13 protein-coding genes and 1 riboswitch are annotated in these 15,998 nt (G+C 69.3%); of the genes, 7 read left to right on the forward strand and 6 right to left on the reverse strand.

Annotated features, from left to right (window positions below; all coding sequences use genetic code 11):
* The first annotated feature begins 35 nt into the window (after positions 1-35).
* Positions 36-674: a peptide deformylase gene (gene def, locus Sfulv_RS19510; protein ID WP_173315809.1), complete on the forward strand. Its 639-nt coding sequence runs from the start codon at positions 36-38 to the stop codon at positions 672-674.
* Between the two features lie 159 nt (positions 675-833).
* Positions 834-1,571, forward strand: a complete 738-nt coding sequence (locus tag Sfulv_RS19515; RefSeq protein WP_173315811.1) for a D-Ala-D-Ala carboxypeptidase family metallohydrolase — start codon at positions 834-836, stop codon at positions 1,569-1,571.
* Between the two features lie 229 nt (positions 1,572-1,800).
* On the opposite strand, the gene Sfulv_RS19520 is transcribed toward Sfulv_RS19515, so the two are convergent.
* The 5 genes from Sfulv_RS19520 to Sfulv_RS19540 all read right to left on the reverse strand — a co-directional run bounded on the left by Sfulv_RS19520 (position 1,801) and on the right by Sfulv_RS19540 (position 8,557).
* Positions 1,801-2,826, reverse strand: a complete 1,026-nt coding sequence (locus Sfulv_RS19520; protein ID WP_173315813.1) for a ribonucleotide-diphosphate reductase subunit beta — start codon at positions 2,824-2,826, stop codon at positions 1,801-1,803.
* Complete coding sequence (locus tag Sfulv_RS19525; protein WP_173315815.1) at positions 2,817-5,210, reverse strand: ribonucleoside-diphosphate reductase subunit alpha; 2,394 nt, start codon at positions 5,208-5,210, stop codon at positions 2,817-2,819. The genes Sfulv_RS19520 and Sfulv_RS19525 overlap by 10 nt, the downstream gene beginning before the upstream one ends.
* A gap of 140 nt (positions 5,211-5,350) precedes the next feature.
* Positions 5,351-5,473: riboswitch (cobalamin riboswitch) on the reverse strand.
* A gap of 175 nt (positions 5,474-5,648) precedes the next feature.
* Positions 5,649-7,283, reverse strand: coding sequence for a monocarboxylate uptake permease MctP (gene mctP, locus Sfulv_RS19530; RefSeq protein ID WP_173315817.1), 1,635 nt, complete (start codon positions 7,281-7,283; stop codon positions 5,649-5,651).
* A complete protein-coding gene (locus Sfulv_RS19535) occupies positions 7,280-7,534 on the reverse strand; it encodes a DUF3311 domain-containing protein (RefSeq protein ID WP_173315819.1) in 255 nt (84 codons plus the stop codon). The genes mctP and Sfulv_RS19535 overlap by 4 nt, the downstream gene beginning before the upstream one ends.
* A 258-nt stretch (positions 7,535-7,792) precedes the next feature.
* On the reverse strand, positions 7,793-8,557 hold the full coding sequence (locus Sfulv_RS19540) for a GntR family transcriptional regulator (RefSeq protein WP_173318028.1): 765 nt from the start codon (positions 8,555-8,557) through the stop codon (positions 7,793-7,795).
* Positions 8,558-8,840: 283 nt separating this feature from the next.
* On the opposite strand from Sfulv_RS19540, the gene Sfulv_RS19545 reads away from it, so the two are divergent.
* The 4 genes from Sfulv_RS19545 to Sfulv_RS19560 all read left to right on the forward strand — a co-directional run bounded on the left by Sfulv_RS19545 (position 8,841) and on the right by Sfulv_RS19560 (position 13,671).
* A complete protein-coding gene (locus Sfulv_RS19545) occupies positions 8,841-10,136 on the forward strand; it encodes a sugar ABC transporter substrate-binding protein (RefSeq protein WP_173315821.1) in 1,296 nt (431 codons plus the stop codon).
* Between the two features lie 122 nt (positions 10,137-10,258).
* Positions 10,259-11,269, forward strand: a complete 1,011-nt coding sequence (locus tag Sfulv_RS19550) for a carbohydrate ABC transporter permease (RefSeq protein ID WP_173315823.1) — start codon at positions 10,259-10,261, stop codon at positions 11,267-11,269.
* Positions 11,266-12,138 (forward strand): carbohydrate ABC transporter permease, encoded by an 873-nt coding sequence (locus Sfulv_RS19555; protein ID WP_173315825.1) that lies wholly within the window; start codon positions 11,266-11,268, stop codon positions 12,136-12,138. The genes Sfulv_RS19550 and Sfulv_RS19555 overlap by 4 nt, the downstream gene beginning before the upstream one ends.
* Positions 12,139-12,144: 6 nt before the next feature.
* Positions 12,145-13,671, forward strand: a complete 1,527-nt coding sequence (locus Sfulv_RS19560; RefSeq protein WP_173315827.1) for a glycoside hydrolase family 3 protein — start codon at positions 12,145-12,147, stop codon at positions 13,669-13,671.
* 207 nt (positions 13,672-13,878) lie between these two features.
* Here the strand turns inward: Sfulv_RS19560 and nagB are convergent, their stop codons facing one another.
* Positions 13,879-14,664 carry a glucosamine-6-phosphate deaminase gene (nagB, locus tag Sfulv_RS19565; RefSeq protein ID WP_173315829.1) on the reverse strand — a complete coding sequence of 262 codons (786 nt, stop codon included), beginning with the start codon at positions 14,662-14,664 and terminating at the stop codon, positions 13,879-13,881.
* A gap of 204 nt (positions 14,665-14,868) precedes the next feature.
* On the opposite strand from nagB, the gene Sfulv_RS19570 reads away from it, so the two are divergent.
* On the forward strand, positions 14,869-15,951 hold the full coding sequence (locus Sfulv_RS19570; RefSeq protein ID WP_173315831.1) for an SIS domain-containing protein: 1,083 nt from the start codon (positions 14,869-14,871) through the stop codon (positions 15,949-15,951).
* Positions 15,952-15,998: the final 47 nt, after the last annotated feature.

Here is a 15,998-nt window from a genome sequence, read left to right on the forward strand (position 1 = left end):
CGGGTTCCAGGTTTGCAGGAAGGCGTACGGCGGACATGGCGCAGCAGGAGACGGACGAGCAGATCAGTGTCGACGACGAGGGATTCCTCATCGACACCGAGGACTGCGAGGCGCGTGAGGCGGCGTACCGCGAGCGCGGTACCTCGCGGCCGATCACGGTCGTGGGCAACCCGGTGCTGCACAAGGAGTGCAAGGACGTCACCGCGTTCGACGACGAGCTTGCCCGGCTGATCGACGACATGTTCGCCAGCCAGCGGACGGCGGAGGGCGTGGGCCTGGCCGCCAACCAGATCGGTGTGGACCTCAAGGTCTTCGTCTACGACTGCATGGACGACGACGGGGCCCGGCACGTCGGCGCGATCTGCAACCCGGTCCTGGAGGAGCTGCCGCCGGGGGAGCGGGTCCTGGACGACTCCAACGAGGGCTGCCTCTCCGTGCCGACGGCGTACGCCGCGCTGGCCCGCCCCGACTACGCGGTGGTGCGCGGGCAGGACGCCAGGGGCAACCCGGTCAGGGTGCGGGGCAACGGCTACTTCGCGCGCTGCCTCCAGCACGAGACGGACCACCTGTACGGCTACCTGTACATCGACCGGCTCTCCAAGCGGGACCGCAAGGACGCGCTGCGGCAGATGGCCGAGGGCACGCCGCGTTACGAGGTCGTCCCCAACGACTGACGGTCCGCGCCCGGGCGGGGCCCCGGCACCGGTGCGTCCGGTGGCAGGGCCCCGTACCCGTCCCCGGGCGTCACCCGCCTTTTCCCACGGCGTAGTTGACGCGCGTCGACTCGTCCGACAGTCTCAGCCCCAACACTTCACCGTGGTAGGGAGCTCCCCATGCTCAGACGGACCGCACACGCTCTGCTCGGCTTTGTCATGGCCATGACTTTTGCCATCGGCGGGGCCGTACTCACCGCAGGCCCCGCACAGGCCGACGGCTGCTTCACCTGGACCAGGACCCTCTCGCAGGGCGCCACAGGCAACGACGTCACCCAGCTCCAGATCCGGGTGGCCGGATACCCCGGATACAACTCCGTGCTCGCCGTCGACGGCTCGTACGGCCCGGCCACCACCGCGGCGGTCAAGCGCTTCCAGTCCGCCCACGGCCTCACAGCGGACGGCGTCGCGGGCGCCGCCACCCAGTCCAAGCTGTACGCGCTCCAGGACGACGACTGCACCCCGATCCACTTCACGTACGACGAGCTCAACAACTGCAACAGCACCTGGGCGGGCGGAGCGGTCTCCGCCGGTACGGCCAAGGCCAACGCCCTGAGCTCGATGTGGAAGCTGGAGGCGCTGCGGCACGCGCTCGGTGACGTCTCCATCCGCGTCACCAGCGGGTTCCGGTCCTACTCCTGCAACTCGGCGGTCGGGGGAGCCTCGAACAGCCGCCATCTGTACGGTGACGCGGTCGACCTCGGCTCGGGACCGCACTCGCTGTGCACCCTCGCCAAGCAGGCCCGCTACCACGGCTTCAACGGGATACTCGGCCCGGGTTACGCCGGTCACGGCGACCACGTCCACGTCAACCAGGGGCCCAGCCACTTCTGGTCGGCGTCGAGCTGCGGGATCTGACCCGCGCGTCCTCCGTCCGCACAGCCGCCCCGCCCGGGGAGAGTCCGGGCGGGGCGGCTTCGCGTCCCGGCGCCGCAGGCCACCTCGTGCATCGCGCCCGGGCCGCGGAAGGTCCGGCGGCAGGCGTGCGGGGTGGTGCCGGGCGCCCGTACGGACTGGTGGCGCGGTGCCGCCGCGGTGGAACCGCCGCCCGCCGATGGCGCCCCTCCATCGGCTGCTGGGCCAGGGGCTAGAAGTCGTCGTCGAACCCGACCGAGCCCTCCACCGCCACCTGGTACGCGGACGGCCGGCGCTCGAAGAAGTTCGTCAGCTCCTGGACACCCTGGAGCTCCATGAACGAGAACGGGTTCTCCGAGCCGTACAGCGGAGCGAAACCGAGGCGGGTGAGGCGCTGGTCGGCCACGCACTCCAGGTACTGGCGCATCGACTCGGTGTTCATCCCCGGCAGACCCTCGCCGCACAGGTCGCGGCCGAACTGGAGTTCCGCCTCGACGGCCTCCTTCAGCATGTCGGTGACCTGCTCCTGGAGGGCGTCGTCGAACAGGTCCGGCTCCTCCTCGCGGACCGTGTCCACGACCTCGAACGCGAAGTTCATGTGCATGGTCTCGTCCCGGAAGACCCAGTTGGTCCCGGTGGCGAGGCCGTGCAGGAGCCCACGGGAGCGGAACCAGTACACGTACGCGAACGCGCCGTAGAAGAACAGCCCCTCGATGCACGCGGCGAAGCAGATCAGGTTCAGCAGGAAGCGGCGCCGGTCGGCCCTGGTCTCCAGCCGGTCGAGCTTCTCGACCTCGTTGATCCACCGGAAGCAGAACTGCGCCTTCTCGCGGATCGAGGGGATCTCCTCGACCGCGTCGAACGCCGCCGCGCGGTCGTCCGGGTCGGGCAGATAGGTGTCGAGCAGCGTCAGATAGAACTGGACGTGCACGGCCTCCTCGAAGAGCTGCCGGGACAGGTACAGCCGGGCCTCGGGCGAGTTGATGTGCTTGTACAGCGTCAGCACGAGGTTGTTGGAGACGATCGAGTCCCCCGTCGCGAAGAACGCGACGAGCCGGCCGATCATGTGCTGCTCGCCGGGCGACAGCTTCGCGAGGTCGGCCACGTCGGAATGGAGGTCGACCTCCTCCACCGTCCAGGTGTTCTTGATCGCGTCGCGGTAGCGCTCGTAGAAGTCCGGGTAGCGCATGGGCCGCAGAGTCAGTTCGAACCCCGGGTCGAGCAGGTTCCTGGTCTCGGGGGAGCTCGTCACTGGCATGCCTCGCAGGACTCGGGGTTTTCGAGGGAACAGGCGAGCGCGTCCGCGTCGGGGGCGGCCGCCTGTACGGGAACGGGAGCGGGCGCGGCCGACGCCGCGCGGGCGATCCGGGTCGCCGGACGCGAGCGCAGGTAGTACGTCGTCTTGAGCCCCTGCTTCCAGGCGTACGCGTACATCGAGGAGAGCTTGCCGATCGTCGGCGTCTCCAGGAACAGGTTCAACGACTGGCTCTGGTCGAGGAACGGCGTACGGGCCGCCGCCATGTCGATCAGTGCGCGCTGCGGGATCTCCCACGCCGTGCGGTAGAGCGCCCGCACCTCCTCGGGAATCCAGGCGAAGCCCTGGACGGAACCGCTCGCCTCGCGCAGCGCCTCCCTGGTCCGCGCGTCCCACACACCGAGCGCCTTCAGTTCGTCGACCAGGTAGGCGTTGACCTGGAGGAACTCCCCGCTGAGCGTCTCGCGCTTGAAGAGGTTGGAGACCTGGGGCTCGATGCACTCGTAGACCCCGGCGATCGAGGCGATCGTCGCCGTCGGAGCGATGGCGAGGAGGAGGGAGTTGCGCATACCGGTCGTGGCGACCCGGGCGCGCAGGGCGTCCCAGCGCTCCGGCCAGTGCAGCTCGGTGGTGTAGTGGTCGGGGTGCAGCACGCCACGGGCGGTGCGGGTCTGCGACCAGGCGGGCAGCGGGCCGGAGCGCTCGGCGAGATCGCAGGACGCCTCGTACGTGGCGAGCATGATCCGCTCGGAGATCTTGGTGGACAGCGCCCGCGCCTCGGGGGAGTCGAACGGCAGCCGCAGCTGGAAGAAGACGTCCTGGAGGCCCATCGCGCCCAGTCCCACGGGACGCCAGCGCGCGTTGGAACGGCCGGCCTGCTCGGTCGGGTAGAAGTTGATGTCGACGACCCGGTCCAGGAAGGTCACGGCGGTACGGACCGTGGAGTCCAGCCGCTCCCAGTCGATGTCCCCGCCGGCCACGAACGCACCGAGGTTGACCGAACCGAGGTTGCAGACGGCCGTCTCGCCGTCGTCCGTCACTTCGAGGATCTCGGTGCACAGGTTGGACGAGTGGACCACCCGGCCCGGCTCGGCGGTCTGGTTGGCCGTGCGGTTGGAGGCGTCCTTGAACGTCATCCAGCCCTGACCGGTCTGCGCGAGCGTACGCATCATGCGGCCGTACAGGTCGCGCGCCGGCATCGTCCTGCGGGCCAGCCCGGCCGCCTCGGCGGCACGGTAGGCCGCGTCGAAGTCGTCGCCCCACAGGTCGGTCAGCTCGGGCACGTCGGCGGGCGAGAACAGCGACCAGCGGCCGTCCGCCTCGACGCGGCGCATGAACTCGTCCGGAATCCAGTGGGCCAGGTTGAGGTTGTGCGTACGCCGCTGGTCCTCGCCCGTGTTGTCGCGCAGTTCGAGGAACTCCTCGATGTCCGCGTGCCAGGTCTCCAGGTAGACGGCGGCGGCGCCCTTGCGGCGGCCGCCCTGGTTGACGGCGGCGACCGAGGCGTCCAGCGTCTTGAGGAACGGCACGATGCCGTTGGAGTGCCCGTTGGTGCCCCGGATCAGCGAACCGCGGGCGCGGATACGGGAGTACGAGAGGCCGATGCCACCCGCGTGCTTGGAGAGCCGGGCCACCTGGTGGTAGCGGTCGTAGATCGAGTCGAGCTCGTCCAGCGGCGAGTCCAGCAGATAGCAGGAGGACATCTGGGGGTGGCGCGTGCCCGAGTTGAAGAGCGTGGGGGAGGAGGGCAGGTAGTCGAGGCGGCTCATCAGGCCGTACAGCGCGGCGACCTCGTCCAGTGCGTCCGGGGAGCCGTCCTCCGCGAGACCGGAGGCGACGCGCAGCATGAAGTGCTGCGGGGTCTCGATCACCTGGCGGGTCAGCGGGTGGCGCAGCAGGTAGCGGCTGTAGAGGGTCCGCAGCCCGAAGTAGCCGAACCGGTCGTCGGCCCCGCCCACGAGCGCGGCCCCGACCAGGGCGTCGAGCCGGGAGGCGTGGACGCGGACGAACCGGGCCGTGCGGTCCGCGATCAGACCCTCGCGGTGCCCCACGGCGACCGAGGCGGAGAACGAGAGCGCGCCCTGCCCGGCCGCCTCGTCCGCGATGGTGCGGGTGAGGAGGCGGGCGGCGAGCCGGGAGTAGGAGGGGTCCTCGGAGATCAGGCCCGCGGCGGCCTCGGTGGCCAGTGAGCGCAGCCCGGCCTCGTCGGACCCGGCGTTGCGGCCGCGCAGCGCCGCGGCGGCGACGCGGCCGGGGTCGGTGTCGGGCAGATCCGCCGTCAGGTCGGTGAGGGTCCGCAGCAGGGCGGTCCCGGGGGCGTCCGTCGTGGCATGGGTGGTCCCGGCGTTCTCTTCTGCTGAAACCGGATCGGCTGGCGCGATGGTCACCGCGGCGCTCTCCCTCGCTCGGCTCCGGGCCGGCGGGGAACGGGGGCAGCCGGGCAGCGCGGGGCCGGGGGCGGCAGCACTGCGTACGGCGTCCACCGGCCCATCCGCGAGGCCCGGACGTCTCTGCGCCCGGTCCGGTCGAACCGGGCGCGCTGCCGACAGGTCTTCGGACTTCGGATGGGCGAAAGCACACCGATCACACCGTTGCGGGACAGTTCCGGATTCGCACCGGATTCCCCTGCGGCGACAGCGAGCACGAGCATACATGTGGGGGCTGCCCATCGAGGCAGCCCCCACATCTTGTGTCGCGTGGATGTCGTCCACCGCGCCGGTCGGCGTCCAGGACTCGGCCTCGCCGACGAGGCGGTGTCCGTGCGAGGGGCCGCCGCGTCTTCCCGCGGAGTCGCGGCGGCCCGTGAACGGTGTCCGGCCGGCGGGTCAGTGACCGCCCGGCGCACCGACCGTGGCGGGCGGGAGCACGGTCTTGACGCCCGGGTCGCCCGCGTCCGCCGTGTAGTCGGACGGGGAGGTCTCGTCGATCCCGGTCGGCGCCTTGAGCGCGTTGAGGACGAAGGTCATCACGACCACGACCACCAGGTTCAGCACGAACGCGGTGAGACCGATGTAACCGATCTCGCCGATGCCGGGGATCTCCTTGGAGGAGCCGCCGAAGTGCTTCTGCGTCGGGCTCGCCACGCCGTACGCGGCGACCGTCCCGTACAGCATGCCGACCGCCCAGCCCGCGATCAGGGCCCAGCGGTGGAACCACCGGGTGAAGAGGCCGCCGACCAGCGCGGGCATCGTCTGGAGTATCCAGATCCCGCCGAGCAGCTGGAAGTTGATGGCGACCGTCTTGTCCATGGTGAGTACGAAGGCGAGCGCGCCGACCTTCACGAAGAGCGAGACCAGCTTGGAGACCTTGGTCTCCTGCGCCGGGGTCGCGTCGGGCTTCAGGAAGTCCTTGTAGATGTTGCGGGTGAAGAGGTTCGCCGCGGCGATGGACATGATGGCCGCGGGGACGAGCGCGCCGATGCCGATCGCGGCGAAGGCGACGCCCGCGAACCAGGCGGGGAACATGTTCTCGAACAGCTGGGGGATGGCCAGCTGGCCGTTGTCCACCTTGACCCCGGCGGCGATCGCCATGAAGCCGAGCAGCGCGAGCAGGCCCAGCATCAGCGAGTACAGGGGCAGGATCGTGGTGTTGCGGCGGATCACGTCACGGCTGCGGCTGGAGAGCGTCGCGGTGATCGAGTGCGGGTACATGAAGAGCGCGAGCGCGGAACCGAGCGCCAGGGTGGCGTAGCCCCACTGGCCCATCTCGCCCGGGACGAGACCCGCGACGGGCTTGCCCGCGGTCTCGTTCTTCGTCGCGAACGCCTCGCCCGCCTTGGCGAAGATGTCGTCGAAGCCGCCCAGCTTGATCGGGATGTAGATGATCGCCACGGCGATCACCAGGTAGATCAGCCCGTCCTTCACGAACGCGATCAGCGCGGGCGCCCGCAGCCCCGAGGAGTAGGTGTACGCGGCGAGCACCGCGAACGCGATCAGCAGCGGCAGGTCCCTGATGAACCAGTGCGTGGTCTCGCCGCCGCCGACGCCCATCACGTCCAGAACCGCCTGGATGCCGACGAGCTGGAGCGCGATGTAGGGCATCGTGGCGAGGATGCCGGTGACGGCGACCGCCAGCGACAGCCCCTTCGAGCCGAAGCGGCCCCGGACGAAGTCCGAGGTGGTGACGTATCCGTGCTTGTGCGACACCGACCACAGACGCGGCAGGAAGGTGAAGATCAGCGGGTACACCAGGATCGTGTAGGGGACGGCGAAGAAGCCGGCGGCTCCCGCCGCGTAGATCGCGGCGGGGACGGCGACGAAGGTGTACGCCGTGTAGAGGTCGCCGCCGAGCAGGAACCAGGTGACCCAGGTGCCGAACGACCGGCCGCCCAGGCCCCATTCGTCCAGACTGTTCTCGTTCTCGGCCTTCCGCCAGCGGGCGGCCATGAAGCCGATGACCGTGACGGCCACGAAGAAGAAGATGAAGACGGCGAGTGCCACGCCGTTCACGCCGTCCTTCATGCTGACGCACCTCCCTTGCGGGCGCGCTGGTCACGCTGCCACAACGTGTACGCGACCATCGTCAGCGCGGTCGAGATGACGACCCAGAGCATCTGGTACCAGTAGAAGAACGGGATGCCGATAAAGGTGGGTTCCACCTTCGCGTACGAGCTCACCCAGAGCATCGCCACGAACGGCGCGATGAGGCAGAGGCCGATGATCACCCGAACGGGGGTGATCGTTGGTCGTTTTCCGGCGGTACTTTCGGGCATGTGGTGCTCCGTCCCCTCGCTGTCACCTGGTGTAATGCGCACGAAATCTAGGCGAGGGGTCCGTCCAACGTCACCCCCTGTCCGTATTGCGGTCGTGCAACGGTGTTGTCTCGGTGGGACTCACGCGCGAAGTCGTGGTCCGGTTCACGCCTTTCGGCGCCGGACATGGGAACGGCCCCCGTGGAGGGGTGATTCCACGGGGGCCGTACGTGTGCCACCGCGACGGAGGGTGGGGCCGCGGCGGATGGTGCGGTGTATTCAGTCGGTGGGCCGCTTGAGGCGGGCCACGAACTTGTAGCGGTCGCCGCGGTACACCGAGCGCACCCACTCCACAGGTTCACCGTCTCCGTCGATGGAGTGCCGGGACAGCATGAGCATCGGCAGGCCGACGTCCGTACCCAGCAGCCCGGCCTCGCGCGGGGTGGCGAGCGAGGTCTCGATCGTCTCCTCGGCCTCCGCGAGGCGCACGTCGTACACCTCGGCGAGCGCGGTGTAGAGCGAGGTGTACTTCACCAGCGAACGGCGCAGCGCGGGAAAGCGTTTGGCCGAAAGGTGGGTGGTCTCGATCGCCATCGGCTCACCGCTGGCGAGCCGCAGCCGCTCGATCCTCAGCACCCTGCCGCCCGCGGTGATGTCGAGCAGGCCGGCGAGCGCGTCGCCGGCCGTGATGTATCCGATGTCCAGCAGCTGGGACGTGGGTTCCAGCCCCTGCGCGCGCATGTCCTCGGTGTACGAGGTCAGCTGGAGCGCCTGGGAGACCTTCGGCTTGGCGACGAAGGTCCCCTTTCCCTGGATGCGCTCCAACCGGCCCTCCACGACGAGCTCCTGGAGCGCCTGACGCACCGTGGTGCGCGAGGTGTCGAACTCGGCGGCCAGGGTCCGCTCAGGGGGTACCGGGGTCCCGGGCGGCAAGGTGTCGGTCATGTCGAGCAGATGGCGCTTGAGCCGGTAGTACTTCGGGACGCGTGCCGTACGCGTACCCCCACCGGTCTCGTTCTCCGTACTGCCCCCGTCGGCGCCCATGGCCCGCCTTCCCGACTGCTGCGTTGCTGCCGTCACCGGCTCCTCCGTCTATAGCGGCTCACATGGTGGCACGGTCCGGTCACGGGTCGTCGCCCTCTCTCAGGTGTCGGTCCGATAACGGACGCGAGTGCACTTCTTATACACCCTTGACACCCCTAAAGGTCTAGGCCAAGCTCCCGGTACTGGTCTAAACCATTAAAGACCAAGTCCCAGCCCCACAGGCAGTACTCGTCGTACGTTTCCGCGGTGGGCGGGGGGTTGCTGGTATCCCTGAGGAGGGTGCATGAAGCGCAAGCTCATAGCGGCGGTCGGCGTCGCGGCGATGATGTCCGGTATTGCGGCATGTGGTGGGGACAGCGGAAACGCATCCAAGGACGCGAAGGACCGCTCCGAGGAACTGACCGTCTGGCTGATGGTCGATGCGCAGAGCACCTGGCCGGAACTGGTCAAGGACGTCAACGCGCAGTTCAAGAAGAAGTACCCGAAGGTCAAGGTCAACGTCCAGTACCAGCAGTGGGCGGACAAGGCCAAGAAGCTCGACACCGCCCTGGGCGGCGACAAGTTCCCGGATGTCGTCGAGCTCGGCAACACCGAGACGATGCAGTACATCCTGAACGGCGCACTCGCCGAGATCGACCCCAAGAAGTACGACAACTCGGATACCTGGATCAAGGGTCTGAAGGACACCTGCACCTTCGAGGGCAAGCAGTTCTGCGTGCCTTACTACGCCGGTGCGCGGGTGGCGATCTACAACAAGGACATGTTCAAGGCCGGCACGGGCAGCGATGTCCTTCCGCAGACCGAGGCCGAGATGCTCACCGCCCTCGACAAGGTCTCGGCCGAGCAGGGCAAGAAGGACAAGCGCTTCTCGTCCCTCTACCTGCCGGGCCGTTACTGGTACGCGGCGATGTCCTACGTCGCGGCGTACGGCGGCTCCATCGCCGAGTACGACGAGGGCGCGAAGGAGTGGAAGGGCAACCTCTCCTCCGCCGAGTCCCAGAAGGGCATCGAGCACTTCATCAACCTGGTGAAGAAGTACAACAAGGCCGACATCACCAAGGACGAGCAGGACCACGCCAACGTCATGGCCAACGAGAAGGCGGCCCTGATCTACGGCAACGGCTGGGAGTCCGGCTCGGTCACCGACGGCGCCAACAACGGCAACCCGAAGCTCGAGGGCAAGATCGCCACGGCCGGTATGCCGGGCCCCGAGGGCAAGGCGCTGCCGTCCTTCATCGGTGGCTCGGACCTCGCGGTGACCGCGAAGTCCAAGGTGACCGACCTCGGCGAGGAGTGGGTCTCGCTCTTCACCAGCGAGAAGTCGCAGGAGGTGCTGGTCTCCAAGAACATCCTCCCGAACAACGAGAAGCAGCTTGAGCCGCTCAAGGCCAAGCCCGAGACGGCCGCCATCGCCAACGCGGTGCCGGACGCCTGGTTCACGCCGATCGCGCCGGGCTGGACGTCCATCGAGAAGGACGAGGTCCTGGAGAACATGCTCCTGGCGATCCTCAAGGGCACCTCGGTCGCCGACGCGGCCAAGAAGGCCGACGACGAGATCAACGCGCTGATCAACAAGTAGCACCCCAGGGCCTCCGGCTCTCCAGGCGGGGGCCCGGCACGCACCGGGCCCCCGCTTTCTTCCTAGACGTATGCCGTGATCTCCGGGTGCAGCCCCCGGAATCCCGATGGAAGGTCAGCCACGTGACTGCCGCCGACACCAAGGCCGCCGGGCCGCCTCCGGTACCCGTACCACGTGGTCCGGAAGTGACCGGGCCCTCGTCCCCCGTGAAGGACGCCCCGCGCGCCAAGAGGCAGCGGAAGAAGGGTGAACTCCTTCCGTACTTCCTGATCCTGCCGGCGATCCTCGCGATCGCCGCGGTATACGTCTACCCGCTGGCCAAGACCGTGATCATGTCCTTCCAGGACATGGGCCGGGCGGCCCTGTGGGGCAACGGCGAGACGCCGTGGGTCGGCTTCGACCAGTTCACCAACATCCTGGGCGACCCCGAGTTCTGGCAGGTCACCGGCCGCACGATCGTCTTCATGGCGGTCTGCGTGGTGCTGACCATGGGCATCGGCCTGCTGATCTCCCTGATGATGCTGCGCCTGTCCACCTGGGCACGGCTCATCCTCACCGTCGCGCTGATCGCCGCCTGGTCGATGCCGCTGATGGTCGCCGCCTCGGTCTTCCGCTGGCTGGCCGACTCCGACTACGGCCTGATCAACACGCTCCTCGCCGACCTCACAGGCGACGAGAAATGGCTCGGCCACAACTGGTTCCTCGACCCCTGGCAGGGCTTCGGCATCATCACGCTGCTGGTCGTCTGGGGCGCCATCCCGTTCGTCGTGATCACGATGTACGCGGCACTCACCCAGGTCCCCAAGGAACTGGAGGAGGCGGCCTCCCTCGACGGGGCCACCGCGTTCGGCGTCTTCCGCTACGTGACCTGGCCGGTCATCAAGCCCGTGTTCACCATGGTCGCCACCCTGTCGGTCATCTGGGACTTCAACGTCTTCGGCCAGATCTGGCTGTTGCGCGGCAACAAGCCCGAACCCGAGTACGAGACCCTCGGCCTCTACTCCTTCTCCAAGGCGTTCGAGTCCACCTCCTTCAGCCAGGGCAGTGCGATCGCCTTGATCACCGTCCTGATGCTCTCCGGTGTCGCCGTGTACTACCTGCGCCAGCTGATCAAGACGGGAGAGGTCGAATGAGCACCTCCACAGCCCCGAACACACCTGCCCAGGTCCTGCGGCCCGACCGCACGAGGAACCGCCTCGGCTACAACATCCTGGCCCTGGTGACGGCAGCGCTCATGGCCTTCCCGGTCTACTGGCTGATCATCAGTTCGCTGCGCCCCAACCACGAGATCCGGTCCTACGACCAGACGCTCTGGCCCTCCTCGCTCACCTTCGACAACTTCGCCCGCGCGGTGAAGCAGGACAACTTCGGCACCGCGATCCAGTCGAGCCTGATCGTCTCCGTCACCGCGGTGGTCGGCGGCATGATCATCGCGACGCTCGCGGCCCTCGCCATCGGACGCTTCCGCTTCTTCGGGCGGAAGGCGCTGATGATGGTGATGATCCTCGTCCAGATGCTCCCCCCGACCGCGATGCTGATCCCGATCTACCTCCAGCTCAACGCCATGGGCGGTATCGACGAGTACTGGGGACTCATCGTCGTCTACCTGGTCTCCACGCTGCCCTTCGCGACGATCATGATCCGCGGCTTCGTGATCAACATCCCCGTGGAGCTGGAGGAGTCCGCGATGGTGGACGGATGCACCCGGATGGGGGCCTTCCGCCGCGTCATCTTCCCGCTGCTCGCACCGGGACTCGCCGCCGCGTCGATCTTCGCGCTGGTCAACGCGTGGAACGAGTACCTCTTCGCGTACATCCTGATCAACGACAACTCCAAGTACACGCTCAACGTGTGGCTGATGACCTTCACCACGGAACGCGGTACGGACTACGGCGCCCTGATGGCCGCCTCGACGCTCATCTCCATTCCGGTCGTCATCTTCTTCATGATCATCCAGGGGAAGATGGCCACGGGTCTCACCTCAGGCGCCGTGAAGGGATAAGGCCCCATGACCACCCTCGTAACCACCACGGACACCCTCACGCGCGACGCGCTCGCGGTGCTCCAGCCCGGATTCACCGGTACGACCGCCCCCGACTGGCTGCTGCGCAGAGTCGGCGAGGGGCTGACCTCCGTGGGGCTGTTCGGACGCAACATCCAGTCGCCCGGCCAACTCGCCTCACTGACCGCCCAGTTGCGCGCGGAGCGGGAGGACGTCCTCGTCGCGATCGACGAGGAGGGCGGTGACGTCACCCGGCTGGAGGTCCGTCACGGCTCCTCCTTCCCGGGCAACTTCGCCCTCGGCGCGGTCGACGACGTGGCGCTCACCCGGGCCGTCGCCCGGGAGCTCGGCCGCCGGCTCGCCGAATGCGGCGTCAACCTCAACTGGGCGCCGTCCGCGGACGTCAACTCCAACCCGGCCAACCCGGTCATCGGCGTACGGTCCTTCGGCGCCGACCCGCACCTCGTGGCCCGGCACACCGCCGCGTACGTCGAGGGGCTCCAGGCCGCGGGCGTCGCCGCCTGCACCAAGCACTTCCCCGGGCACGGCGACACGGCGGTCGACTCCCACCACGCGCTGCCGGCCATCGAGGTGTCCCTGGACACTCTGCACGCCCGTGAACTGGTGCCTTTCCGGGCAGCCATCGCGGCGGGTTCCAAATCGGTGATGAGCGCGCATATCCTGCTTCCCGCACTCGATCCGCACCGCCCGGCGACGCTGAGCCCGCAGATCCTCACCGGTCTGCTGCGCGAGGAACTTGGGTACGAGGGCCTCATCGTCACCGACGGCATGGAGATGCAGGCCATCTCCGCGACGTACGGGATCGAGCGGGGCTCCGTCCTCGCGATCGCCGCGGGCGCCGACGCGATCTGTGTCGGCGGCGGGCTGGTCGACGAGGGCACGGTGCTGCGGCTGCGTGACGCCCTGGTATCGGCGGTACGCGCCGGAGACCTGTCCGAGGAGCGGCTGGCGGACGCCGCCGCCCGGGTACGGGCTCTCGCGTCCTGGACGCGGGGGACCGGGGGGGCTGTCTCGGAGCCGGGCGCGGCAGTGCAGGAGGGGACCGCGCCCGGCACCGGAGTCAGCGCCGACATCGGCCTGGTGGCGGCCCGCCGTGCCGTACGGGTCACCGGCACCGGCGCACGGCTGACGGGCCCGGCGTACGTCGCCGCGTTCACCCCGGTCGCGAACATCGCGGTCGGTGACGAGACCCCGTGGGGCGTCGCGGCCGAACTGGCCCGCCTCCTGCCCGGCACCGGAACCGGCACGTACGACGCCGAGAGCCCGGCTCCGGCCGCCGACACGCTGCGGGCGGCGGGGGAGCGCCGCATCGTCGCGGTCGTCCGTGACGTCCACCGGCACGGATGGATGGCGGAGGCGATCGACGCCCTGCTCGCGGCGCGTCCCGACACGATCGTGGTCGAGATGGGCCTCCCGCAGGCGGAACCGAGAGGCGCTCTGCACATCGCCACGCACGGTGCGGCGCGGGTGTGCGGCGTGGCAGCGGCGGAAGCCCTGACCGCCACCACCTGATCCGCCCGCCCCCTGACCTCAGCCCCCGCCCGCCCGCAAGGGCAGGCCGGGGCTGAGCCCATGTAAGGGCCCCGCCGAGCCGTCCGGCGGGTCGTTGCGGAGCCCGCCCGGCGGTCGAGGACAAAGCGCTTCGCCGCGCGACGGAGGCGCCGCACGCACGAGGGCCGGGACACCCCCGCGGTGTCCCGGCCCTCGTACGAAAAGAGGTTAAAGCCCCTGCCACGCCGGCTTCGCCGCATACGTGGCCCGGAAGTAGTCCGCCAGTTTCAGCTTGGAAGCCGCCGCCTCGTCGACCACGACCGTGGCATGCGGATGCAGCTGCAGCGCCGACGCCGGCACGATCGAGGCGACCGGCCCCTCCACCGTCTGGGCGACCGCCTCGGCCTTGCCCTCACCCGTGGCGAGGAGGATCGGATGGCGCGACTCCAGGATCGTCCCGATGCCCTGCGTGATCACGTGGTGCGGCACCTGGTCGATGTCGTCGTCGAAGAAACGCGCGTTGTCGATCCGCGTCCGCTCCGTCAGTGTCTTGATGCGGGTCCGGGACGCCAGCGAGGAGCACGGCTCGTTGAAGCCGATGTGGCCGTCCGTGCCGATGCCGAGCAGCTGGAGGTCCACGCCGCCCGCCTCGGCCAGGGCCCTGTCGTACGCCTCGCAGGCCGCCTGGACGTCCTCGGCCGAGCCGTCGGGGCCCATGAAGGACGCCTCGGAGAGGCCCAGCGGCTCCACGACCTCACGCAGCACCACCGAGCGGTACGACTCGGGGTGGCCGGGCGGCAGGCCGACGTACTCGTCGAGCTGGCAGACGCGGGCGCGCGAGGCGTCCACGGCCCCGGAGCGCACCTTGGCGGCCAGCGCCCGGTAGACGGGCAGCGGGGTCGAGCCGGTGGCAACGCCGAGCAGGGCGTCGGGCCTGCGGCTCAGCAGGGCGCCGATGGCCTCCGCGATGAGCTCGCCGCCTGCCGCGGCGTCCGGGACGATGACAACTTCCACGCTGTGCCTGCCGATCTGAAAGGTGGAGTCATGTGGTATAGACCAATCAGCCTCCAATCTAGCAGAACCGGGCAGCTCGGAGGTGAACCGCTCAGCCACCGGCCGGCCCGGTTCTCCCGCTGGCGGACGTCCGCCGGGCCGTGGTCGACTTGTCCGAGCCGGCGGGTGTGAGCCCGCACGCACCCACCGCACGGGAGGCACCTCATGTCCGCCACCTCTTCGGCCGTGCAGCACGGCCAGGGCGAGCAGCCCGGCCGGATCATGTCCGGCGAGATGGCCGAGCAGCCGGCCATGCTGCGTCGCATCCTCCAGCGGGGCGCCCCCGGTATCCGTGAGGTGGCCGCCGGGATCGCGGCGAAGAAGCCCCGGTTCGTCCTGCTGACGGCCCGCGGCTCATCGGACAACGCGGCGCTCTACGCCAAGTACCTGCTGGAGATCCGCCTCGGCCTGCCCTGCGGTCTGGCCTCGATGTCGACCACGACGGCGTACGGTGCCCGGCCGGACCTCACGGACGTTCTGATGATCACCGTCAGCCAGTCGGGCGGCTCACCCGACCTGGTCGCCTCCACGAAGGCCGCCCGTGCGGCCGGGGCGATCACCCTCGCGGTGACGAACAACCCGGACTCCTCGCTCGCCGCCGTGTCCGAACACAGCATCGACATCCTCGCGGGCCCCGAGAAGGCCCTGCCGGCCACCAAGACGTACACCGCTTCCCTGCTGGCGCTCCACCTCTTCGTGGACGGTCTGGCCGGGGGCGACGGCGAGGCGGCCGCCGGGGCACTGCCCGGTCTGGCGGAGCAGATCCTCTCGCGGAGGGACGAGGTCAGGTCACTCGCCTCGCGCTACCGCTTCGCCGAGCGCATGGTCATCACCTCGCGGGGGTACGGCTACCCCACCGCGAAGGAGGCCGCCCTGAAGCTGATGGAGACGAGTTACATCCCGGCGCTCTCCTACTCGGGCGCCGACCTGCTGCACGGTCCCCTCGCCATGGTCGACAACATCTCCCCGGTGATCGCCGTCGTCCCGGACGGCCGCGGCGGCGACGCGCTCCAGCCGGTCCTGGACCGGCTGCGGGGCCGCGGCGCCGACCTCTTCGTGGTCGGCCCCCAGGTCCAGGTGGACGCGGCGTCGGCGGGGTTCGCGCTGCCGACGGCGGGAGTGCCGGAGGAACTCCAGCCGATCCTGGAGATCCTGCCGCTCCAGATGCTGGCCTATGAGGTGACGATCGCCCGCGGTCAGGACCCGGACGCGCCCCGCGCCCTGGCCAAGGTCACCGAAACCCACTGACAGCCGGGGCCAAAGAAGCCACGCCCCCGGGAACACCCGCGGGCCGC

The sequence above is a fragment of the Streptomyces fulvorobeus genome, assembly GCF_013167895.1.
In the GTDB taxonomy this organism is placed as follows: Bacteria; Actinomycetota; Actinomycetes; order Streptomycetales; family Streptomycetaceae; genus Streptomyces; species Streptomyces fulvorobeus.